Annotated in this window: 24 protein-coding genes; 6 read left to right on the plus strand and 18 right to left on the minus strand. The window is 44.3% G+C overall.

Annotated features, from left to right (window positions below):
* Window positions 1-45: 45 nt before the first annotated feature.
* The 6 genes from VQ00_RS07140 to melA form a co-directional block, all read right to left on the minus strand.
* On the minus strand, window positions 46-960 hold the full coding sequence (locus VQ00_RS07140) for an aldo/keto reductase (protein WP_046179473.1): 915 nt from the start codon (window positions 958-960) through the stop codon (window positions 46-48).
* 207 nt (window positions 961-1,167) lie between these two features.
* Entirely contained in the window at window positions 1,168-1,998 is an 831-nt protein-coding gene (locus tag VQ00_RS07145; protein WP_046179474.1) for a carbohydrate ABC transporter permease, read from the minus strand.
* Window positions 1,998-2,927, minus strand: a complete 930-nt coding sequence (locus VQ00_RS07150; protein WP_046179475.1) for a carbohydrate ABC transporter permease — start codon at window positions 2,925-2,927, stop codon at window positions 1,998-2,000. The genes VQ00_RS07145 and VQ00_RS07150 overlap by 1 nt, the downstream gene beginning before the upstream one ends.
* A gap of 66 nt (window positions 2,928-2,993) precedes the next feature.
* On the minus strand, window positions 2,994-4,256 hold the full coding sequence (locus VQ00_RS07155) for an ABC transporter substrate-binding protein (RefSeq protein ID WP_046179476.1): 1,263 nt from the start codon (window positions 4,254-4,256) through the stop codon (window positions 2,994-2,996).
* 46 nt (window positions 4,257-4,302) lie between these two features.
* On the minus strand, window positions 4,303-5,361 hold the full coding sequence (locus tag VQ00_RS07160; RefSeq protein WP_046179477.1) for a LacI family DNA-binding transcriptional regulator: 1,059 nt from the start codon (window positions 5,359-5,361) through the stop codon (window positions 4,303-4,305).
* A gap of 103 nt (window positions 5,362-5,464) precedes the next feature.
* Entirely contained in the window at window positions 5,465-6,790 is a 1,326-nt protein-coding gene (gene melA, locus VQ00_RS07165) for an alpha-glucosidase/alpha-galactosidase (RefSeq protein WP_046179478.1), read from the minus strand.
* Window positions 6,791-6,919: 129 nt separating this feature from the next.
* Here melA and VQ00_RS07170 point away from each other — a divergent pair, with 129 nt between their 5' ends.
* A complete protein-coding gene (locus tag VQ00_RS07170) occupies window positions 6,920-7,813 on the plus strand; it encodes an AraC family transcriptional regulator (RefSeq protein WP_052728398.1) in 894 nt (297 codons plus the stop codon).
* Between the two features lie 37 nt (window positions 7,814-7,850).
* On the opposite strand, the gene VQ00_RS07175 is transcribed toward VQ00_RS07170, so the two are convergent.
* Window positions 7,851-10,508 carry an MMPL family transporter gene (locus VQ00_RS07175; RefSeq protein ID WP_046179480.1) on the minus strand — a complete coding sequence of 886 codons (2,658 nt, stop codon included), beginning with the start codon at window positions 10,506-10,508 and terminating at the stop codon, window positions 7,851-7,853.
* Window positions 10,505-10,957 carry a MarR family winged helix-turn-helix transcriptional regulator gene (locus VQ00_RS07180; RefSeq protein ID WP_046179481.1) on the minus strand — a complete coding sequence of 151 codons (453 nt, stop codon included), beginning with the start codon at window positions 10,955-10,957 and terminating at the stop codon, window positions 10,505-10,507. Before VQ00_RS07180 ends, VQ00_RS07175 begins: the two co-directional genes overlap by 4 nt.
* 94 nt (window positions 10,958-11,051) lie before the next feature.
* Between VQ00_RS07180 and VQ00_RS07185 the strand changes: the two genes are divergently transcribed.
* The 3 genes from VQ00_RS07185 to VQ00_RS07195 all read left to right on the plus strand — a co-directional run bounded on the left by VQ00_RS07185 (window position 11,052) and on the right by VQ00_RS07195 (window position 13,747).
* Complete coding sequence (locus VQ00_RS07185) at window positions 11,052-11,642, plus strand: uridine kinase family protein (protein WP_046179482.1); 591 nt, start codon at window positions 11,052-11,054, stop codon at window positions 11,640-11,642.
* 87 nt (window positions 11,643-11,729) lie between these two features.
* Window positions 11,730-12,524 (plus strand): TIGR00266 family protein, encoded by a 795-nt coding sequence (locus VQ00_RS07190; RefSeq protein ID WP_046179483.1) that lies wholly within the window; start codon window positions 11,730-11,732, stop codon window positions 12,522-12,524.
* 269 nt (window positions 12,525-12,793) lie between these two features.
* Window positions 12,794-13,747: an L-lactate dehydrogenase gene (locus VQ00_RS07195; protein WP_046179484.1), complete on the plus strand. Its 954-nt coding sequence runs from the start codon at window positions 12,794-12,796 to the stop codon at window positions 13,745-13,747.
* Between the two features lie 83 nt (window positions 13,748-13,830).
* Here the strand turns inward: VQ00_RS07195 and VQ00_RS18540 are convergent, their stop codons facing one another.
* The 3 genes from VQ00_RS18540 to VQ00_RS07205 form a co-directional block, all read right to left on the minus strand.
* On the minus strand, window positions 13,831-13,992 hold the full coding sequence (locus tag VQ00_RS18540; protein ID WP_156154007.1) for a hypothetical protein: 162 nt from the start codon (window positions 13,990-13,992) through the stop codon (window positions 13,831-13,833).
* A gap of 144 nt (window positions 13,993-14,136) precedes the next feature.
* The gene (locus tag VQ00_RS07200) at window positions 14,137-14,328 is read right to left on the minus strand and encodes a YwbE family protein (protein ID WP_046179485.1); all 192 of its coding nucleotides are present in this window, start codon (window positions 14,326-14,328) and stop codon (window positions 14,137-14,139) included.
* A gap of 101 nt (window positions 14,329-14,429) precedes the next feature.
* A complete protein-coding gene (locus tag VQ00_RS07205; protein ID WP_046179486.1) occupies window positions 14,430-15,041 on the minus strand; it encodes a flavin reductase family protein in 612 nt (203 codons plus the stop codon).
* Window positions 15,042-15,245: 204 nt separating this feature from the next.
* Here VQ00_RS07205 and VQ00_RS07210 point away from each other — a divergent pair, with 204 nt between their 5' ends.
* Window positions 15,246-15,518, plus strand: coding sequence for an acylphosphatase (locus tag VQ00_RS07210; RefSeq protein ID WP_046179487.1), 273 nt, complete (start codon window positions 15,246-15,248; stop codon window positions 15,516-15,518).
* Between the two features lie 29 nt (window positions 15,519-15,547).
* Here VQ00_RS07210 and VQ00_RS07215 read toward each other — a convergent pair whose 3' ends face one another.
* Both VQ00_RS07215 and VQ00_RS07220 read right to left on the minus strand, forming a co-directional pair.
* Window positions 15,548-15,937 carry a sporulation protein gene (locus VQ00_RS07215; protein ID WP_046179488.1) on the minus strand — a complete coding sequence of 130 codons (390 nt, stop codon included), beginning with the start codon at window positions 15,935-15,937 and terminating at the stop codon, window positions 15,548-15,550.
* Between the two features lie 269 nt (window positions 15,938-16,206).
* Window positions 16,207-17,520, minus strand: a complete 1,314-nt coding sequence (locus tag VQ00_RS07220) for an NAD-dependent malic enzyme (RefSeq protein ID WP_046179489.1) — start codon at window positions 17,518-17,520, stop codon at window positions 16,207-16,209.
* A 184-nt stretch (window positions 17,521-17,704) separates the two neighbouring features.
* On the opposite strand from VQ00_RS07220, the gene VQ00_RS07225 reads away from it, so the two are divergent.
* Window positions 17,705-18,811 carry a CAP domain-containing protein gene (locus VQ00_RS07225; RefSeq protein WP_046179490.1) on the plus strand — a complete coding sequence of 369 codons (1,107 nt, stop codon included), beginning with the start codon at window positions 17,705-17,707 and terminating at the stop codon, window positions 18,809-18,811.
* A 217-nt stretch (window positions 18,812-19,028) separates the two neighbouring features.
* Here VQ00_RS07225 and VQ00_RS07230 read toward each other — a convergent pair whose 3' ends face one another.
* The 5 genes from VQ00_RS07230 to VQ00_RS07250 all read right to left on the minus strand — a co-directional run bounded on the left by VQ00_RS07230 (window position 19,029) and on the right by VQ00_RS07250 (window position 23,010).
* Window positions 19,029-19,229: a cold-shock protein gene (locus tag VQ00_RS07230; protein ID WP_018395257.1), complete on the minus strand. Its 201-nt coding sequence runs from the start codon at window positions 19,227-19,229 to the stop codon at window positions 19,029-19,031.
* Between the two features lie 168 nt (window positions 19,230-19,397).
* Window positions 19,398-20,270 carry a DMT family transporter gene (locus VQ00_RS07235; RefSeq protein WP_046179491.1) on the minus strand — a complete coding sequence of 291 codons (873 nt, stop codon included), beginning with the start codon at window positions 20,268-20,270 and terminating at the stop codon, window positions 19,398-19,400.
* A gap of 194 nt (window positions 20,271-20,464) precedes the next feature.
* Window positions 20,465-20,701, minus strand: a complete 237-nt coding sequence (locus VQ00_RS07240) for a ferredoxin (protein WP_046179492.1) — start codon at window positions 20,699-20,701, stop codon at window positions 20,465-20,467.
* Between the two features lie 51 nt (window positions 20,702-20,752).
* Window positions 20,753-22,141 (minus strand): UbiD family decarboxylase, encoded by a 1,389-nt coding sequence (locus VQ00_RS07245; RefSeq protein ID WP_046179493.1) that lies wholly within the window; start codon window positions 22,139-22,141, stop codon window positions 20,753-20,755.
* A gap of 17 nt (window positions 22,142-22,158) precedes the next feature.
* Window positions 22,159-23,010, minus strand: coding sequence for a R2-like ligand-binding oxidase (locus VQ00_RS07250; protein WP_046179494.1), 852 nt, complete (start codon window positions 23,008-23,010; stop codon window positions 22,159-22,161).
* Between the last annotated feature and the right edge of the window lie 36 nt (window positions 23,011-23,046).

Here is a 23,046-nt window from a genome sequence, read left to right on the forward strand (position 1 = left end):
AAAAATATCAAGCCTGTTCTTTATAAAACTACCACTTAGCTTTTTTTATTCGGCCTCTTGCGGATGACCATCACTCACTAATTCAGCTGCCCGCGCATTGGACTCCACCTGCTCTACATTTTTGCAGCCGGGAATGACGCTTGTAACAGCAGGATGCTTCAAGCACCACGCCAGCGCCCACTCAGCCATGTTGACGCCTGAAGGTACTTCTTCTTTTTGAATCTGTTCAACCAGCCTCAGCATGTTTTCCTGCTCTTGTTTATCCCTGTTATGACGGACGTCGTTTTCACCGAATACAGAGCCAGGCTTGTATTTGCCGCTTAAAAAACCGCTCGCAAGCGGCACACGGGCTAGTACGCCAAGATTTTGCTCTTCACATGAAGGAAATACCTCTTTTTCCGGTACCCGGTCAAGGCGGTTATACACGACTTGAATGACTTCCGCGTTCACGTCGCTCGCTTTGCTCGTTTGATGAATGTTTGCATTACTGCCAATTGAAATACCTAGATGGCGGACTTTCCCCGCTTTCACTTGTTTGTCCAGCTCCGTCCAAAGATCGTCATTATCGAATGCGTCGTTGCTGCCGGAATGAAATTGATACAAATCCACATAATCGGTTTGAAGTGATTTTAACGACGCATCCAGCTGCTTAATAACTTCTTCCGCTGACCAATGATTGGTCCGTTCGAAATTGTTGTGGAAGTGGTGGCCGAATTTTGTTGCGACAATCCAGTCTTCTCTTTCATAACGAATCGCCTGTCCAATTAACGATTCAGACAAGTGATCACCATAGCACTCGGCGGTATCAATGAAATTAATGCCCATCTCTTTTGCTTTCTGTAAAATGGCATCGACCTCTTTTTGTTCGAAGTCTTTGCCCCACTCGCCTCCATATTGCCACGTGCCGATTCCAACTACAGATACATTCAGTCCGGTTTTTCCTAATGTACGGTATTTCACTTTACCACTCCTTTTTTGTAAGCGAATACAATTAGATTAATACATTAAACGGCAAACATCAATTTTCAAGAAAAAAGTATGCTTTTTGAACTCTGAAGACGGCGCGATACTCAACTTATTGCGCCGAAAATCCTGAGAAATGCGCCGGTTTAAAAAAGAGGTATCCTAAAAGTCAACATAGCTGACTTTTAGGATACCTCCACCTCATTAACCTTTCACACTGCCTGCTGCAAGTCCTTCGATAAAGTAGCGCTGCAGGAACAAAAAGACGATAACCATTGGAAGTGACGCCATAAGGGCGGCGGCCGCCACCAGGTTTAATTGGCTGGAGTTTTGCCCGAAGAAGCCTGCCAATGCAACCGTTAACGTTTGAACGCTTGAATCCTGCAGGAAGAAAATCGCAAACTGGTAGTCATTCCAAATGTACACAGATGAAATGATCAGAACGGTCGCTGTAATTGGTTTTAACAGCGGAAATACGATTTTGAAGAAAACGCCAAGTGTGCTGGCCCCATCGATTTTTGCCGCTTCTTCCAGTTCTTTCGGAATCGTCGAGCGGATAAAGCCTGCATACAAGAAAATCGTGAGCGGCATAAAGGCAGCCACGTTATTCAGGATCGCCACTAGATGAGTATTCATCATGCCAAAATCTACAACAAGCCTATATAAAGGCACGAGAGCGGTCAGCGGCGGAATCACCATGACGCCGACGAAAAGCATGTACACGTATTTATTCAGCTTCGTCGTCCGTCTCGCCAGTGCATACGCCGCCATTGATCCAAAAAAGATTAAAAGAACGGCAGCGAAGACAGTGATAATAGCCGTATTGATAAACGCATTGCCAAGGTTAGCCTGCTCCCAGGCAAGCGCAAAGTTTTCCGTATCGAAATTACTTGGAAACGCCCATTTCGATGTGAAATCCCCTGCTTTTTTAAGTGATGTTGTAATTAAAATGTAAAATGGGATGAGGTGAAACGCTGTAATCATAAGGGCTAGTCCGGTCAGCAGCCATTTTGTCCGTGATGATAACTGATCCATTATGCCTCAACCTCTTTCCGTTTAAAGTATAGAAGTGCCGCCATACTGATGATCAAAATGATAATCGCCATGAGAACACCCTGCGTCGCTGCATAACCCGCATCCTGACGCGCGAAGTACAAATTGTACATAAAGGTCGACATGGACTGTGAAGCATTGCCCGGTCCACCATTTGTGAGCGCGACGATGACATCAAACAGCTTCAATCCGCCGATGATGTTTAGCACCATGTTAATCGTGATCGACGGCATTAAAAGCGGAATGGTAATATTTTTAAACTTTTGCCAGCCGGTTGCGCCGTCAATATTCGCTGCTTCGTAATAATCCTTTGAAATACTTTGCAGCCCGGCCAAATAAATAATCATCGCGATTCCAACAAACTGGAATGTGTTAACGAAGACGATAATGTACGGATTCACTGCCGGATTGCCTAGCGCATTAATCGGATCTTTTCCGAATAAGAGGAAAATATCATTTAATGCTCCGCCTTGAAAAGCGAAGAAGAAGTACCAAATGTAGCCCATAATAAGCGGGCTGATAATAACCGGCAAGTAAATAATGGTCCGCGTAAACGAACGAACTTTTAAATTGTGATTCAGCAATAAAGCGTAGCCGAGTCCGGCAATGTTTTGCAAAATCGTACTGCCGATGCCATACAGCAATGTGTTTTTCACAACAAGCCATGTATCAGGATCAGCGAACATACGCTTATATTGATCAAGCCCAATGTAATCGTACGTTTGTGAAAATCCGTTCCAGTTTGTAAATGAAATGCGGATACCATCCAGGAACGGATAGATGATAAATAGAACCACAATGAGTACACTTGGCAGATACATCCACCATAACGACGATTCCCGGCGGCTTTTTTTCATTTTCCGACTCTTCGTTTTCGTTTTTTCAGATGCCTTTGTCAACGTTCCAGCCATTTTTCCAGCTCCTTTACTAAGTGATTGGAGAAAAGGAGCAGTTACCCGCTCCTTTTCTCCATGCTGTTATTCACCTCTTAAACGTGTGTACTCCTGTGCCATCTTTTCAGAAACCTGCTTCGGCGTCATCGTACCGGCAATAAGCTCTTGACCAGTTGCACCCATCGGATCCCACATACCGCTTGGCAAATATACTCGGTCAAAGTAAGGCTGGATTTGCGTTCCTTCGTACTGCTTATAAAACTCCGCAAAGTAGTTGTCTGCTTCTACATTTGTTAATGCGGCTGGAAGAGATGTACCTTCCGCGAATTTTTTTGCTACTTCCGGCTGGGCAATATACTCGATAAATTGCTTTGCTTCTTCAAGATGCTCGGATTTTTTCGCTACAGCAAGTGTCAGTCGTTCGCCGCCGATCCAGCTTGGTGAATCGCCTTCCTGGATGGCAGGCACAGGCATTGTGCCAACCTGCACTTCCGGATTCAGCCCTGTTACTTCACGGCCGACCGAACCGTTCAGCATCGTAAACGCAATTTTATTTTGCGCCATCAATTCAGCACCCTGGGTTACTTGGGCTGTCAGCACATCCTCGTTCAGCAATCCTTTATCATTCATTTCTTTTAGCTTTTCAGGAAGATATGTGTAGTTGGACCAGTCAAATGAACCGTCCAAAAGCTCTTCCTTATAGCTGTCTTCTTTATCGGTAATAAGGAGCGGCGTTGAGAATTCATCAAAATATTGACCGAATTGGCTTTTATCTGAGCCGCCCAGCCAGAATGGAACAACTTCTCCATTGCTTTTTTCTTTAACGGCTTCTAGCGCTGTCATAAATTCATCAAATGTTGACGGTGCTTCAATGCCGTATTCATCAAGCAATGTTTTATTGTATGACAATCCATCCAGCGCCTGGTTAATTGGATACGCGTGAAGTTTTCCTTCGTCATCTGTTAAAATCGGCTTCATCGCTTCGTCCAGGTTTGCAGCCCATTCCATATCACTTAAATCTTCCGTGTACTCCCCGTACCGGCTCTTCGCCCACCCATGTGTATCGAATAAATCCGGCATGTCGTCCGCCGCCATTTTAACTCGGGCTAAGTCTTCATAGCCGTCTCCCGGATACGTATCTTCAATATCAATCTCCGGATGCTCTTTTTCAAAATCCGTTACGATTTCTTTAAAAATATCCTGGTCCGCTTTTGTCGTTGCCGTTGACATCAGTGTCAGCTTCACTTGATCGCTGCTTCCGCCGCCATCCGCGCTGTCATTGCCGCAAGCAGCTAACGCCATCATCGCTGATAAAGAAAGTACAGATACTGTTATTCGTTTTTTCATGGGATTCCCTCCGATTTTAAGTGAGTTCTTAGTTTAGTAATTGAAATTACTGGCGCGATGTTCCGCAGCTTTCACGGATTGTTAAAGTCGTTGGCACCATGATTTTAATCGGCATTTCCCGGCCATCCAGCCGGTCAATCATCATTCTTACGCCCAGCCGCCCCATTTCTTCGGTTGGAATTTTCACCGTTGTCAGCGGCGGTGAGGTGAATTTAGCCATTTCGATATCATTAAAGCTGACGATGGCAACATCATCCGGCACCTGAATATTTGCTTCATGCAGAGCACGTAATGCGCCGATCGCCATTGAATCACTCGCAATAAAAAAGGCTTCTGGCAAATTCCCCTGCGCCATCGCTTCTTTCATTAAGTCGTAACCGGATTGGATCGAATACTCTTTGACAAATAGCAAGGTTGGCTCATCCGCACCATGCTGCTTCATTTTGCTTTCGTAAATGGTTTTTCTGGCATCGGGTGTGTAGATTTTTTTTAATGACTGTGCTTCTTCAACTGAAATTCGTTCGGTTCCCCCGATATAGCCGATCCGCTTATAACCACGTGCCAACAAATGGTCCATCGCCAGGCTGGCTGCTTTTTCATAATCAAAGATAATCGAATCGTACTCCTCTTCATTCGCATCTTGATTAATGAGAATAATGTTGCGGTTGTATTCGCGAATCGATTGAAGAATCGGATAATCGATTCGGCCGACAATAAGCAGGCCATCTAGTTCTGATAGTTCTTCCCGCGCCTTCACCATATGCTGAAGACGAATTAACTTTAATGAGCTAATGCCCTGGGCTGTGCATTCTTTTTCAATTCCTTCCCGAATGGACAGCCAATACGGATCACTTGCTTCTTCTTCTTTTGACTGAAGCAGTACCATTCCGATTTTTGTGTTTTCACGCTTGGCAATTTCAGTTGATTGAGTTTGGGTTTGCAGACGTCTGCTTTTGACCGTCCGGTAATTAAGCTCTTTTGCAGTATTAAAAATTTTCTGTTTCGTTTCCGGAGAAGCAGAAAGTGTTTCATCATAGTTCAATACACGCGATACGGTTGAAGCGGATACATTCGTGCGTTTGGCAATATCTTTTATCGTTACCATGAGACATCCCTCACTGATCTTTTTAGTAAATTTTACTTTATAAAACGATCATAGCACGAATGAAAAGCGCTTACAATTTTTCTTTTAAAACAATCAGACAGTGTTACTGTCTGACCGCTTCTTTCGCTGATTCATATTCTGGCAGCATATCGCCATGCGCTTCAATCAAGTCGTCGCACAGGCTGATAATGTCATCCATCGACAATTCCGCCGCCGTATGCGGGTCAAGCATGGCTGCCTGGTAAATCTTTTCTTTTGATTTCGTTATAGCCGCTTCAATTGTTACTAGCTGCGTATTAATATTCGAGCGGTTTAGGGCTGCAAGCTGTTCCGGAAGCTCACCCATGTACGCCGGTGTAATGCCATTCCGGTTCGCAATACACGGTACCTCCACAACTGCTTTTTCCGGCAGGTTGGAAATTAGTCCGCCTGTATTCAACACATTTCCGCCAAAAACAAACGGTTCATTTGTTTCCATCGCTTCAATGATACGTGATCCGTACTCATGAGAACGTTCATGCGTTAAATTTTGGTCATTCATGAGCTCTTCCTTCGTTTTCAGCCAGTTACTGATTTGTTCTTCACAGCGGCGTGGATATTCATCAAGCGGAATGTTAAAGCGCTCAATTAATTCCGGATACTTTTCTTTAATAAAAAATGGATGGTATTCTGCATTATGCTCAGAGGATTCCGTTACATAAAAACCGAACTTATCCATTAGCTCATAGCGGACCATATCGTGATGTTTTGTCTGTTGCTTTTCTTTCGCCCGCTTTTTAATTTCCGGGTACAAGTCTTTGCCGTTTGATTTAATCTCAAGCAGCCACGCCATGTGATTAATGCCGGCAATCCGTTCTTCAATGTTTTCATATGGAATATCAAGGTCTTTCAGTAAATCACTCGTGCACACTTGTACGCTGTGGCACAAACCAACCATTTTCACATTCGTGTAACGGGAAACCGCACCTGTCAGCGTCGCCATCGGATTTGTGTAGTTTAGAAGCCACGCATCCGGGCAGGCATCTTCCATATCTTTCGCGATCTCGAGCATGACTGGAATAGTACGCAGCGCCCGGAACAAGCCGCCAATACCGATCGTATCCGCAATCGTCTGACGAAGGCCATATTTTTTCGGGATTTCAAAATCAATGACTGTACTTGGCTTATAGCCGCCGACTTGAATGGCGTTAATCACATATTTTGCGCCGTTTAGCGCTTCTTTCCGATCCGTATACGTTTTAATTGTCACACCGGCGTTCAATGTGTTTTTTAAGGCATTTAGCAAGACTTTAGACTCGGATAGACGATCTGCATCAATATCGAACAGTGCAAACTCAAAATCTTGAAGAGCAGGAGACATCATGCAGTCACCTAAAACATTTTTCGTAAAAATGGTACTTCCTGCACCGATAAACGTAATTTTTTTCATTTGCCATCCTCCATTAAAAGTTATTGTTGAAATTTTAGTAAATTTTAATTAATATATTTCTTATAATCGATAATACAGCGCTTTCAATTTTCGGACAATGGTAAATAAAATCGGAAAAGGGGTAATATATTGTTTTCTCTCCCGGATGATACACATCATAGTTTTGTTTATTACCATTCAAAAGAGCCGTTAACAGAAGCTGCCCGAATTGTCTCTATCGGCTTTGAGAAACGGACATCGACCGATTATTATTGGGACGGCCGTATGCGAAAAAATGATCTCAATACGTATATCTTTCAATACACATTGAATGGGTATGGCAAAATTCAAGCAGGCGAACAAACATTAACCATTCGTCCAGGCGAAGCGTTTATTGTGAAAGTGCCGAGTGGCCATTGTTACTATTTGCCGGAGGAAAGTCCAGAATGGGAATTTCTTTTTATTACATTAGAAGGGTCAAAAGCGGAGGAATGCTGGGATTATTTAATTGATCAATTCGGGTTGCGCATAACATTGGAAGATGCGTCACCGTTAATTTTTTTGCTGCAAAAAATTTATCAATTTGCGGTCAAAGAAGGCATTGAGGATACATTTACTTCATCCGCCCGTGCGTATGAATTTATGATGGGGCTTTATCGTTTCGCAAAAGGACTTGATCACGTGAAAACCGAGATCCCTGAAGACATCCGCACAGCAATCCAATTTATGACGGCGCATTATCATGAGCCGCTTTCACTGGATGAGATTGCAGATCATGCCAGGCTGTCCAAATACTATTTTACGAATAAGTTCCAAAAACATATGAAGACAACACCGATTCAATTTTTAACGAAAATGCGCATGCAAAAAGCGATGGAACTGCTGACCACGACCAATAAAACACTCCATGAAATTGCAATGGAAACAGGATATGACAATTCAAATTACTTCAGCAAAGTGTTTAAAAAGATGATTGGCATGTCCGCTGACAGCTTCAGAAAAGACAAGAAAATGATGGATCTTCAGCATGTTATTATTGATTAAGACAAAAGCTGCCCCGCCTCACGCGGAGCAGCTTCGTTTATTTTCTTTTAAACGGCCACCATACGCCTTGATTAAACGACACTGTAACTGCTGGAATAAGCAAAGGCAGCACAATTAAGCCATATAACAAAAGACCGGTAAGGACAATTGTGGCAATTTGCACAAGACTGAGGACACCGGACGGCATCATCGCGCCAAATGTGCCGGCTAAAATAATCGCTGCGGTAATGATAACCGTACCCATTTTCGCCATCGATACCGTCATCGCCCGCTGAATACTGACTCCATCAACCGCTTCTTCCCTGAAACGATCAAGCAGGAAAATCGAATAATCAATGCCGAGTGCAACGAGCATCACAAAACCGAAAAACGGTACAGCCCAGCTCACGCCATCATAACCAAGTCCGTTCACGAAAATTAATTCAGCTACAGCGACCGATGTGTAATAGGTCAGCAGCAAGGAGCCGATCATGTAAAGCGGCATCATAACTGAACGAAACAGCAGTGTCAGCGCCACGAACAAGCTGACAAGCATAATGATCACCGTCCGGCTAAAGTCATTAGACGAGATCGTTTTCAAGTCGCTGTTTACACTCGAAATGCCGCTATAAGCAAATTCTGATTGTTCAAACGGCGTATCAATCACCGCTGTTTGGACCGTGTTTTTTACTTGTTCGACAATATCAATGGCTTCCGTAGAATACGGATCCTCTGTAAGGACCACTTCCAGTTTAATCCCTTTTTGATCATTGATTGTATAACGGTCCAGCACGTCCGCAAACTCTTCATTTTCAAGCGTGCCATCTGGGATATACATCCCTGTATCACGTACACTTGCCGACTGGCTCATCACCCGGGTCGTTTGTGCAGCACTTGTCAAGCCGCCTGCAATCTCACCTAAACCGTTATTCGCTTCTCCGACACCGGATGCAAGCTGTGCTAATCCGCCGCCAAGCTCACTAATTTGACCGGTCGTGCCTTCAAGCTCTCCGGCAGCGGTATTGATTCCCTGCCCAGCCTGAGTGAGCTGCTGCTGAACAGCACCAATCTGAGCGGCCGCTTGTGCGGTGTTGCCAGATTGCTGCATACCGCCTGAGATAAGGCCGAGCTGCTCATTAATTTGACTGATCCCGTCAGCTGCCTGCTGCAGCCCTTCCGCACCGGATGACGCTTCACTGCCTGCTGGAAGCTGCCCTTCCACCTGCGACAGTCCATTTTGAATCTCTGCCAATCCATCCTGTACATCCAGCAGTCCATTACGTGCTTCAACGAGACCGTCCGTTAACAGCCCCAGCTGCGTATCGACGTACAACTCATCAATTGCTTCTCCTGTCGGCCGCGTGATCGTGCGGACTGCTTCCACTCCGTCTACTTTTAAAATTTCTTGGCTGATGGCTTCCACATACGGAACGGTTTCTTCTGTTACAAGATCCTCTTCTCCACTCATAATGACAGTAACCGGCAGTGAATCACCTTTTCCAAATCCTTCTGAAATTGCATCAAGCCCTTTTACCGATTCGTACTCGTTACCGATTTCGTCTACTGTGTTAAACGATAATTCACCATCGTATGTAAACAGGAGTGGTACTGTGATCAGCGCAACTACAAGCATGGAGAGGAGCGGACGGTTCACCGATAATTTACTGAACCATGCCCACAGCTTGCTGTCATTATGAGAAGCCGATTTTTTGGACGGCCAAAAAAGCTTTTCTTTCAGTGTCACCATAAAAAACGGCACGATCGTAAACAACACAATCAACAAAATCGCAATGCCTACTGCGACGCCGACAGCTGATTTGAAAATTGGAAAATCAGCAAAACCGATCGCCGAAAAGCCGATAAAAACAGCAATACCGCTAATTAATAATGTACGCCCCGCCGTTTTGTATGTATTCACAATCGAATCTTCTACTGAGTGCCCTGCCTGCAATTCTTCTTTATATCGGCTGAGCAGCAGAATGCAATAATCCGTTCCGATTCCGAACAGCACTGCCACCAAGAAAATTTGCGTATAGTTGGAAACCGGGAAACCGAACCAATCAATAAAAAATGCAACGAGCGACTGGCTGAGTAAATACGTAAACCCAACGGCCGCCAGCGGGATAAGCGGTGTAACAATAGAACGGAAAACGGCCAGAAGCAGGACAAAAATGAGTCCGACTGTAATCAGCTCCGTCCGTTTCAGCCCTTCCTGCGAGCTTGTATTCACATCGTTATTGATGATCGCTTCACCTGTTACATAAGCAGTCAGATTATCCGGAAGCACATTTGCACGAATATCATCCGCGAGCATGTTAATTTCTTCCTGCGTCCCCTCTACTGTAACCGGCACAAGCACTGTTTTTTCGTCCTCAGAAACGAGCTGGCTTTCCATCTCTTCACTTTCAAACGGATTCAGCACACCTGTTATCGGTTCACCGATTTTCTGAAGAGACGTCACACTGTCGGCAATCGATTGACGTGCGCTGTCATTAAGTGTTTTATCTAATGTATAAACAAGTGAAATGGTTTCTTCTCCTGCTCCCGCTTGGGCTAAAATATCCGCTGCCCGCTGCGAGTCTGCATCTGCTGGAAGCTGGAACGATCCCGCTTCCTCAGCCTGCTCCGTCAAATTAGGCGCCAGCATAAATAAAGCCACTGTCAGCACAATCATGCCGATCAAAATGGGCCAGCGCCATTGAATGATTTTTCTCATCGTTCTTCTTCACCTAACTTCATAATTTCTTTTAACTTGCGAAACGTCTTCACAAACTGCTCGACTTCTTTTTCATCAATATGGTCAGACAAAAGCGAGGAAATAAAGCTGGACAAAATGGCTTTTGCTTTTTCAACAAAATCCGCTCCGTCATCTGTCAGCTCCACCCATTTTGACCGCTGATCACTGTCCGATTTTACTATTCGGACAAGGCCTTTTTCCTCGAGCTTTTTCAAACGGTTGGAAATGGCACTTTTATGAACACCCTGCATTACCGCAAGACTGCCCGCCGTGATCGGCCCATGCTTGCCGATAATTTTCATCATTTGAATCTGCTCGGGCGAATAGTCATGTATGATCGGATCGTCAATCGATTTTAGTACGCGTTCGGTTCCATATACCATTACTTCTTCAAACAATTCAACTGCTTCCTGCAGCTGCTTTTCCATAATCGTTTACCCCCTAAACCTTATTCTTTTAGTTTAGGGGGTAAACGATTAACCGTCAATAAATAAGGTATAATTTGTTTGGGAGGGATTTTCCATGAATATACAACAACTCATCGCAACGTTTTCAAAGCGAAACGATCACACTTTTTTAATCGCTATTGATGGCTGCGGTGGTGCCGGAAAAAGTACACTGGCTCGCGCAATGCAAAAAGCGCTCGGCAGTACAACAACCGTCGTTCACGCCGACGACTTTTATCAGCTTTCCGGCAAACGCACCAATGACATAGGCGGCAATTGGGATTTAGCCCGGATTGAAGAACAGGTATTAAAGCCGCTCAGCCAAAATGAGCCCGCCCGTTATGAAAGATATGACTGGGAAAACGATCAGCTCGCCGAAACACATAACATTCCGGCAGGCGGCTTTGTCATTGTGGAGGGCTGTTATACGATGATGGAGCAGCTTCTTCCTTATTATCATTTTAAAATTTGGGTGGACAGCCCGAGAGATGTGAGGCTTCAGCGCGGAATTGAGCGGGACGGTGAAGAAATGCGTTCTATGTGGGAAGACGTGTGGATGCTTGGGGAGCAAGCTTATATTCAAGCACAAAACCCCGCTCGTTCCGCAGACATCGTGATCAGCGGAACGAGCGGCGATTATGCACAAATCCTGCTGCCGGACAGCTAAAACGTTAAAGCTTTATTTTTTTCATTATTTCGAAACTTTTTTATGTGTAAATCGTACTTCTAATTGAAAATAAAGGAGGATAAATGAATGAACAACCATGAAATTGATTACAAATTATTTGGTGATGATATGCAGTTTGTGCAAGTAGAGCTTGATCCACAAGAAACGGTCATTGCAGAAGCCGGCAGCTTAATGATGATGGATGACGGCATTAAGATGGAAACAGTCTTTGGAGATGGATCGTCAAACCGCGGCGGTGGTCTAATGGGCAAGCTGTTTGGTGCCGGAAAGCGTGTTTTAACAGGTGAAAGCTTGTTTATGACGACCTTCACAAATGAAGGCAGCGGCAAAAAACATGTTTCATTTGCATCGCCTTACCCAGGCAAAATTGTTCCGATGGATTTGAGTGAGCATCAAGGCAAAATCATCTGTCAAAAAGACGCATTTCTTGCTGCTGCTAAAGGTGTATCGATTGGAATTGAATTGCAGCGTAAGCTCGGCACCGGCTTTTTCGGCGGTGAAGGTTTTATCATGCAAAAGCTTGAAGGCGACGGTCTGGCATTCGTTCACGCCGGCGGTACAATTTTTGAAAAAAAACTCGCACCAGGTGAACTGATCCGTTTGGATACAGGCTGTCTTGTCGCGATGACAGGTGATGTCGAATACAGCATTGAAGCGGTCGGCGGTGTTAAAACAGCATTATTTGGCGGCGAAGGATTGTTCCTTGCAACGCTTCGCGGACCAGGAACGGTTTGGGTGCAGTCGCTTCCATTCAGCCGTTTGGCGAGCCGTGTTTTTGCGGCGATGCCACAAAATGGCGGATCAAAAGGCGAAGGCGGCTTGGCCGGTATGTTTGACTTTATCGGCGGAGATGGGGATTAATGTCTCTGGCCGGATAATGAAAAAACAGACTCGATTCTTTTTAATCTAGACCGGAAAAATTTTTCCGGTCTAGATTTTTATTACGGCTCGGTGCTCCGATTAACATCGTTTAAACAGCGTTAATAAAATAGACATATTGCAAGCGGATTCTCTTTTTATTTCGTTCAAATACGGTTGCAAACTGCTTATCTACACTCTATAATAAGTTTGTGAATTATTTCACATTAACATTTTAACAATCTTACTTACTAAATAGAGGAGTGTTCAGGATGATCGAAATTAGAGGCAGCAAAGTCGTTCTTATCGGTACAGGTGCAGTTGGATCAAGCTACGCATTTTCCATGTTAAACCAGGGCGTGTGCGATGAGCTTGTATTAATTGATTTAAACGAACAAAAATCAATGGGCGATGTGATGGACTTGAACCACGGCGTCTTATACGCTCCTACTTCTACAAAAGTAAGCTTTGGTAAATATAAAGACTGTGCAGATGCAGCCCTTGTCGTCATTTGTGCGGGAGCGAACCAAAAGCCGGGGGAAACGCGCCTTGAGCTTGTTGAGAAAAACATGGCAATCTTTAAAAATATTGTCGGTCAAGTGATGGATTCCGGCTTTGACGGTATTTTCCTGATCGCGACAAATCCGGTTGATATTTTAACGTATGCAACATGGAAGTTTTCCGGCCTGCCGAAAGAGCGTGTCATCGGTTCCGGCACCATTTTGGATACAGCCCGCTTCCGTTATTTGCTCGGTGAAAACTTCGGTGTTGCACCGCATAGCGTCCACGCATGTATTATTGGTGAACACGGTGATACGGAAGTAGCGGTCTGGAGCAGCGCCAACGTTGCCGGGATTCCGCTGAAAGATTACCTGGCTAAAGATGAAAATGAGGATCCGGAAGAAAAAATGAAAGAAATTGCGGCGCAGGTTCGGGATGCCGCATATGAAATTATAGAAGCAAAAGGCTCTACGTACTATGGAATTGCTATGGGCCTTACTCGCATTTCCCGGGCAATTTTGCAAAATCAGGATGTCGTTTTAACCGTCTCCGCCCTCCTTGAAGGCGAATTTGGCCATAACGATGTATATATTGGTGTACCAGCCGTTGTTAACCGCCAGGGCGTTCGGGACGTAGTAGAAATCCCACTCAGTGATCGTGAAAAAGAATTGTTTGACCACAGTGTCAATACGATAAAAAAAGTCCAAGAGCCTTTTTGGAAATAAACCAGAAAAGCGCAAGGCGCCCGTTTATCGGGGACAAGCATAAGACGAGCACTGCCGGAGGCGCCTTTTGCCTCCAGAAGGGCTTATGGAACAAAAGCTAAGAACGCAGCTTCCTGCTGCAACGCTTTTGTGACCCACATCGTGTGGGCCTCGATGACGCCTGGAACTGGACCCCCAAAAAAAGCGAAAGCCTCAAAATAAATGGAGGCTTTCGCTTTTTTATATTGAATTGAGCTTTTGTACATGACACGACCACACTGATCGTCTTTCTTTTAAAACGTCCATGCTCCGGCGTTACACTGACAATTTACGAGCAGCCTCACAGATGCTCACATTCTCTCTTTTAACAACCTGTGGTTCAAACGTTCCTTTGCCCAGGAAAACAAGCTTCATAAAATATCACACACACGGCCGACTTGACCGTCTTCAAGCCGTACTTTTATCCCGTGCGGGTGAAAGCTGGAATTCGTTAAAATATCTTTTACGGTGCCGCGAGTTTTCACTCCGGTACGCTGATCTTTTTTCAAAATTACATTTACTTCAATGCCTGGTTTAATATCACTTCTATTTTGTCCGTTCATTATAAAACCCCTTTTTCTATTTACGATAGTACTAGTATAATGGTTTTCCTCCCAATAATCGAAAGAAAACGGTTTGAGCTGCGTCCCTTATAAAAAAACGGTTATGTCGGTCTTTTCAGTTCAAATACGTCACCCAGCTTTGCGTAAAAATTCCCCGCCAGCCGGCTGACCGGGGCAAGTCCTTTTGCATCGATACGGCCATCTTCATACAAGTCCTCCCGAATGTGATACTGAACGACACGCCCGATCAGCAAGTCACAGGACGGTCCTTCCTCTGTTTCGCCGAGTGTCACTTTTCGTTCAAGTACACATTCCATCCGAATTTTCGCTTCTTTTATGCCCGGTACGTTTATTTTCTCACTATTTACCGGCGTTAAATTCGTTAAGCTGATTTCACTTTCCTCCGGCGGAAGCGGTTTGGCTGTCGCATTCAGTTCCTTCACATACGATTCATCTGAAATATGCACAACAAATGACGATTGCGCCTCCGCGTTTCGTGCAGTATCTTTCATATTGCCGTGTTGACGCTGAATGGAGACAGAAATCATCGGCGGATTGGATGAAACAATATTAAAATAGCTGAATGGCGCCGCATTCAAAATCCCTTTTTCAGACAGCGTGGTTACAAACGCGACAGGGCGTGGAATAATGCTCCCGGTTAAAAACTTGTAATTTTCCCGTTCACTCAACGCCGCCGGGTCAAGTTTTTTCATACTATATCCCCCTATTTTGAAATAGATTTTTTCTTTGTATCTTTTTATAATAAAGCAGGAACGTAAAAAATTCCGTGTTCAGCTTTGTTGCTTTACCGCTTGTAAACACTTCTTCGTGCATCTGCACCACTCAAACAAACTTTGATACTTATTCCCTTAGTTGAGCAGTGACAAACGAATCTATGAAGAAGGAAGTGAAAAAGTGTGAAACAAGCCCGGCATTTAACCGTTTCCGGAAAAGTACAAGGCGTTGGTTTTCGCTATTTTGCACAAATGACCGCCACTGATCATCAAATAACCGGCTGGACAAAAAACCTTGAAAACGGATCAGTCGCGATTCAAGCGGAAGGAACAGCAGAACAACTCAATTCCTTTATTTCAGTGCTGAAAAAAGGCAATCATTTCGCCAAGGTGCACCATATTAAAGAGGAACCCGCAGCAATGGAACAATACACGTCATTCCGAATCAAGTATTAAAAACAGCGCGCCTGAAGAGACGCGCTGCTTTACACAACAATTTTAATCCAGTCCTGATCGACGCTTTCTGTTCCCTGGTCAAAGGTCAGCTTCGTTTTAAAGCGGTACGACTCATCTCGTTCCAGCACTGGCACAACTTCCGGCAGACGGAATGTAAATGGTACTTTGTTTAATTCTTCCGCCGCAATGGTGCGTGTCGATAAAATCGTGCGTGTTTCAATGGTTTTGCTCGTTTCTTCCGCATGATTTTCAAGTACAAGATCACATTCAATCCGAATAATCTGCTGATCCACTGTACCACCTTGAATTAAAAAGCACGCCTGAATTTGTTCCCCCGGCCTGTACGTTTCTTTCGGCAAAATTAAATCAATTTTAGCTGAACCAATCCCTAACAGTGACATATATTTTCGTAACATCATGATCATGTTCCTCCACCCTTTTGTTTGTGATTAGTATGGACAAATAAACCAGAAAAAAACCTTTGCTGAATTCGGCAAAGGTTTTTTTCATAAAGAAAGACCTTTACCAGTTGGTAAAGGTCTCGCTAACAGCGTCATGCTGCCAGAAAAGCCGAGAGTTGAGACTCTGAAATGACGACTAATCCGTTAAAGCTACTCCCCTTTAGGAGTGTACGTTTAATTTGTACTTTCACTATACTTGATTTTCTTTAAATTTGTCAATTCGTTTTTTATTTAGCCGCACTTGCTGCTTTTTCGACTGCTTCCGCTACCCGTTCATGAACCGTCCGATCGAGCGGCTGCGGTACAAGATCGCCTGCTTTTGTACAAGACGCTATCGCTTCAGCTGCCGCAACAAGCATCGGATGCGTCACTTTATCGGCCTGTGCATTTAACACGCCTCTGAAAATACCTGGGAAGCCGAGAACATTGTTGACAGAGCGGCCATCTGCCGCATATGCTGCACCGGCTGCAAGCGCGTCCGCTGACTCGATTTCCGGCCTCGGATTCGAAAGCGCCAAAATAATTTGTCCTTTGCGCACCCATTCTTTTTTGATCAAGCCTTGAACGCCTGTTGTCGCAATGACGATATCGCACTGGCCCATCAATTCTTCAAGTTCATCAATCGGTGTGCCGCCGTAATTTTCCAACCGTTCTTTCGCTTCCGATGACCGGTCCGCACCAAGAACCGATTTTGCCCCGTAAGCCATAAGCATACGGCAAATCGCAAGACCTGCCGCGCCGAGACCAATTTGTCCGACCGTGGCTTCCTTCAAATCTACGCCAGCACTTTTACAAGCAGAAATAACTGCTGCCAGCGTCACAACCGCTGTTCCGTGCTGATCATCATGCATAACCGGAATATCGAGTTCTGCCTTCAGCCGCTCTTCTACTTCAAAGCAATGAGGAGAGCCGATGTCTTCAAGCAAAATGCCACTGAATCCTGGCGCGATATGCTTGACCGTTGCCACAATTTCATCTGGATTTTTCGTATCAAGCAAAATTGGAATGCCGTTGATGCCAACTAACTGGTCAAAGAGTGCCGATTTCCCTTCCATTACCGGCATTCCTGCTACCGGCCCAATATCACCCAGTCCTAAAATAGCTGTTCCATCGGTAACGATTGCGACACTATTACCGATATTGGTGTAAATTTTCGCTTTTTCCGGTTCCGCTTCAATCACTTTACACACATCCGCCACACCCGGCGTATACACGCGGCTTAAGTCAGCGAGTGATTGAATCGGCATCTTGCTTTTCATCTGCACCTTGCCGCCTTCATGCGCGCGAAGCACTTCATCTGACACCGTCTGTACACGGAAGCCTTCAAGTTTATTAATGCTCCCGATAATATTAACGAGTTGTTCTTCATTTTCAATTTGAACGGTAATATTCCGCTGCGTATAAGCAGGACCTACTTTAATCGTTTCTACTTCCCCAATGTCACCGCCGCTTAGCCCAATCGCTGTTGCTGCTTTGCCTAGGCTGCCCGGGACGGATGGGATTTCAATCATTAACGTTCGAATTAATTTATTATATGCCATTACATATGTACCTCCATTAAAAGTCTCTCTCTCTATCATAGCGCTTTCAATCATATTTTCCGAATAAAAAATTTAAAAAACTTAAAAAACTATGTGAATTGGTGCATTTTTTGTTCAAAACAGCCCTTACGTGAAAAATTAGTGCATTTCCGGTAAAATAAAAGATAGAACGGAGTGTGAATGATTGAAAAAAATAGTCTATTTTGTTTTGCTGCTTGTTGTAGCCTTTAATACACGGCCGCTCTGGGAAGAATATGCCGAACCATATGTGAATTTGGCGTTTATGGATATTATCAATGAACAAATGGAAGAAGTCCGTGAAAGCCCTATTGTAATCAATTCGGTTGATAAAGTAACCAGTGAAGTGAAAAGTCTGGTCGGTCTTACACCGGATCCTGTTGAGCAGGCGGAAAAACCAGCGCTCGCCGCACCGGAGGCCCAGACGTTTTCCGTTTATAACATACAAATTGGTGATGGGCGTGCAGATGTAGAAAAGGAAGTCGGCGCACCGAAACGCCAGTCTCAAAACGAATATGGAACTGATTGGTATGCGTACCATGAAAATTACCAAAACTTTTTAATGGTGTCTTATGATGAAGAAAATCGTGTGAATGGCCTATATACGAGTCATGACTTAATCTCATCAAACGTCGGCATCGCGCTGAACACACCGAAAGAAACGGTACGCGCTCAGCTTGGTGATCCGATGGATAGAATGCGCAAAGGCTTGACCTATTATATTTTAAACGAAACGAATGAACACGATTATTACCAAATGGATAACAGCTTTGTCACGGTTTTTTATGATGTGCACGAGCAAAACACAGTGACAGCCATTCAAATTTTGAATGAAGATCTCGAAGCGGAGAAAAAAGGCATGTATGCGGAAAACAGCGCGGCACTCCGGGAAGGATTTGAATATCAGCTATTTGACGTAACCAATGCCACACGCGTCACCCATGGACTGCCAGTATTGACATGGGATGACCGCGTAAGCGAAACGGCACGCGGTCATAGTATAGACATGGCGACAAATTCCTATTTTGATCATACAAACTTGGAAGGCCAATCGCCGTTTGATCGAATGGAAGAAGACGGCACCCATTTTATGGCTGCTGGCGAAAACCTTGCTTATGGCCAATTTAGCAGCATCTTTGCTCATGAAGGTCTTATGAACTCAGCCGGCCACCGAAAAAACATTGTCAACGATGATTTTGCCTATTTAGGTGTGGGTGTTGCATTGAATGACGAAGACCAGCCATATTTCACAGAGAACTTTTTTGATAATTAAGCCTGACCGCCAACGAAGTGCGGCAGGCGTTGGTCATTCGGTGACTGGTCATGAAACAAGACAGTTGGCACGAAAATGGCCGATTGGACGCGAAACCAGATGGCTGGTCACGATACGAAGACGTTGCTCATGAACAGGATACCTTGGTTTATCACCAATAATGACATACCAAAAAGGCAGTCTCAGCGAGACTGCCTTTTTACGGTGTTATATAGGATTATGCTTTTTGTACGTTAGTTGCTTGTGGACCACGTTGGCCTTGTTCAACTTCGAATGTTACTTCTTGACCTTCGTCAAGAGATTTGTAGCCTTCGCCTTGAATTGCTGAGAAATGAACGAATACGTCGTCTCCAGCTTCGCGCTCGATAAAACCAAAACCTTTTTCTGCGTTAAACCATTTTACTTTACCTTGTTCCATGTATGTTGCCTCCCGTTGTGCAGTTGCACAATATAATACTATTCCTGCTCAAAGCAATATCAAGACAATAAGCTTTACAGCACTTGTACTTTTCGAACAAAAATAATTCTTTATTATCATAACAGCTTTATTAAAAATAAGCAAGGGATTCAAAAAAAGAAAATGTTTTCATTTCTTTTTTATGGAAGAACCACTTCGCCAATTTACAAGGAAAATACCGATAAAAATAAGTGCCCCCCCTGTTAAAACGTAAAGGTGAAGCTGCTCCTCCAAAAAAATCCAGCCGCTTAAAACGCCAAAAAAAGGTGCTAAAAATAAAAAAGCACTTGTCTTCCCTGGATCGCCAGTTTGGAGCAAATAAAACCAGCCGGCAAACTGAACGATCGAAGCCATAAAGGCGAGCCAGACTAATATCCCCATCGAAACTGTATTTACTTCAATAAACGGGTCTTCAAATAAAAAGCTCGCCGCAAATAAAAACAAGCCGCCAAACAGCATTTGGTACGCGGTCAAAACCCATGTATCAAGCCGGTGCCCCCAGGATTTGATCAACAGTGTGGCAATCGCCCACGAGACCGCTGACATAAATCCTAAAAACGTACCGGTTTCGATATTGAGCTGGCCGCCCATCGTAATAAACACGCCGGCCATTCCAAGCAGCACACCTGCCCATTGAACAATCCGGTATCGAACCCGCAAAAAGATCGTGCCGAACACAACGACAAGAAGCGGATTCGTAAAGGTTAAAATCGCAGACTCACCCGATGTAATGGTCCGCAAGCTTAAAAAGATGCAGCCCATCACAGCCGCAGTTTGAAAAAAGCCGACGGCCGCCATCTGGAGCCACTGTTTTACTTTTTGCGGGTGCGGGCGTTTCAAGGCTTTCACGATAACCGCCATAACTATACCTGCGATTGTGAAGCGAAGAGCAACGAGCAGCAACGGGGAAAAATAAGTCAGTCCTATTTTTCCAATAGCAAATGCCGATCCCATTAACCCCGTCGTCAGCACAACAAGCAGACTGAAAACAATTTTATTCATTATGTATTTATCCCCTATACCATCATTCTAAAAACGTTCATCCCCTTCCTATTATACAAAATAATGCACCAACATCCGTATAAAAAGACAAATTGTGGACTGAGCGACAAAAAAGTGCCAGTAAAAACAATAACACTGCCTGTTCCTTTTATCCCTTAGGAACAGGCAGTCTATAACACTTATTTATTCACATTCTAATTCAATACATGAAAAGGGGTATCCCCTATTTTAATCGAATCTGTCGGACAGCCGTCACAAGCATCCACCAAGTCACTGTGAAGCCCTTCCGGGATTTGGGAAGTACCTTGATTATTGTCAAGTATTACATATGAAATTCCTTCATCGTCATAATCAAATATTTCTGGAGCAGCAGAACCGCATGCACCGCAGGCTATACAGGTTTCTTTGTCAACTATCGTGTATTTTGACATTTTAAACCATCCTAACTATTTATTTGACGGACTTAGGCAATGCAGATATGTTTAAAATTTTTCCAGGTGAAGGGATTGAATGGACTTATCGAGATTTATATATTCATCCAGGCTGCACTCATCATACCCGGGAATTCGAATTCGCAAGTATTGCATTGGTTCACTATTTAAAGGAACCGTACAGTCAAACCCCATTTTAGATCCAACTCCATCACGGGTGGACGGATCAAGCTTTGAACCCTGGGCTTCATGAATGACAACCAAATCTTTATCCGCCTGATAGCGGGTAGCGATCGCCCATTCAACCTCCTCCATATTGAAAATGTCCACATCTTCGTCTGTCACAACAACATGTTTAATATCGAAGCTGTTGGCAAGAGCGGCTAAAATCACATTTTTCGCTTCACCATCATTTCGCTTTTTTATTGAAACAATGGCATGGTAGCGGCAAGTGCCTCCGGGACTCATATGCACCGCTTTAACGGATGGGACCGTCTGCAGAATGCTTTGAAACAGACTTGCTTCACGGGGAATGCCCCCCAGTAAAAGGTGCTCATATCCTGCTGCGACAATCGTATAAAAAATGGGGTTGTTCCGATGATTGACCGCTGTAATCTCAATGACCTCTTTGTCAGTACGTGGTCCATAGTACTTCGGAAACTCGCCGAACGGTCCTTCTGGTTCACGGATATGCGGAAGGATCTTTCCTTCCAACACAATTTCTGCACATGCTGGCACATCAATATCAACGGTTTCACATCGAACCAATTCCAGCGGTTCATCGCGAAGTGCACTGGCGATTTCAAGTTCATCCACCCCAAACGGTGTGCTTGCTTGCGAAGCAAGAAGTGTCACTGGATCAACGCCAATTGCAATGGCACATTCAAGCGGCCTGCCTGCTTCTTCAGCCTGTTTGTATAAATGAAATGTATGACGAGGCAACAGTAAAACCCCGATCTTGTTTTTCCCAGAAATTTGAAGTCGATGAATCGAAACGTTCTGCTTACGGGTGACTGGATCACGAACAATAAATAATCCAGCGGTAATGTAATTGCCGGAGTCTTTGTCATGATGGACCGGAATGGGAAACATCTTCATCAAATCAATATCCTCTAAAATAATATTTTCCTTAACCGGTGCTTCCTGTTTCGTTATCAGCCGGCAAGGAGCCGGTGCAGCCACAGCTTCGGAAAATTTCGAAATAACCCCATACTGATCCGTGCCCAATGCTTCTGCAAAATCTTCACGCGTCGAGCAAATGCCAGAAACAACCGGCACATCGTATTCTTCCACATTTGTAAAATAGGATGCTTTTTTTCCATCTAATTTTTTTGCCACCATAGCGACTTCATATTGCAAACTAACTTTCCGGTCAATGACTGCGAGACGATCTGTCTTCTGAAGATGCTCAAGCCACGTGCGAAACGTCTTTGCCTTCATCACAAAAATCCTCCCCCTTAAACAGCGGCTGTTGCACCTAATATATCTTTTAATCTGCGCTCAAACATTTTCGTTACCCGCTCACGTCCCCGTACTTCAGGCGGCGTTGGATATTCCTTGCCATCTACAATAACCGGCTGATCGTAACGAACTAAAATGAGAGGAAGATACTCTTCGTATAGTGCGCGAATTCTTTTCGCGTGTTCAGGATTACGCGCATAAAGCTTAAGCATTCGAAGTCCAAATCCGACATGGCGCCCTTCGTCTTCTTTAATGCGGGCATATCCTTCGCCTAATCCCGGAAACAGCCCTTTACTTCCGTATACCGCTTCAAACACATCATATCCAGTCATCGCCTGAACGCCTTCAATAATTCCCTGGTAATGAGTAAGCCCTTCCACAAGTGCCGCTTCACGTTCCTCCTCCGATTGTTCAAGAGCCGCCAGCATTGTTTTCACACGATCATCGAGTTTTTGCTGCACCATATTTTTTACCGAAGGAATTCGCTCTCGTCCAATGACTTCTTTGAAATAGCGCATAAAAAATTCTGTATGTTTAAATTCTTCGAGCAGCTGCGTACTAAGAAATGCTTGCTGCTCTGTAGAAGAGCCCAACATAATCCATGGACAAAACTTTAATGCGACATTTTCTTCAGCGTCGAGAAATCCGGTACAAAAATGAATCAGGTATCCTTTTAGGTCCTCGTCAAGCGCATCAAAATCTTTTTTATCCTGACTAAGATCGATCGCAGCAGGATCCCATGTTCCAAAGCGAATTGCTTTACGATATAAATCCCAAGCTACTTCGTCAGTCGTCTTATCTACACTCGGCATTAATTCTTCATTCTTGCTTGTATTATTTTCCGTCATCACAATTCCCTCCTAATGGTTAAATGTGTATAATCG

It is taken from the genome of Domibacillus tundrae, assembly GCF_000970675.1.
In the GTDB taxonomy this organism is placed as follows: domain Bacteria; phylum Bacillota; class Bacilli; order Bacillales; family Domibacillaceae; genus Domibacillus; species Domibacillus tundrae.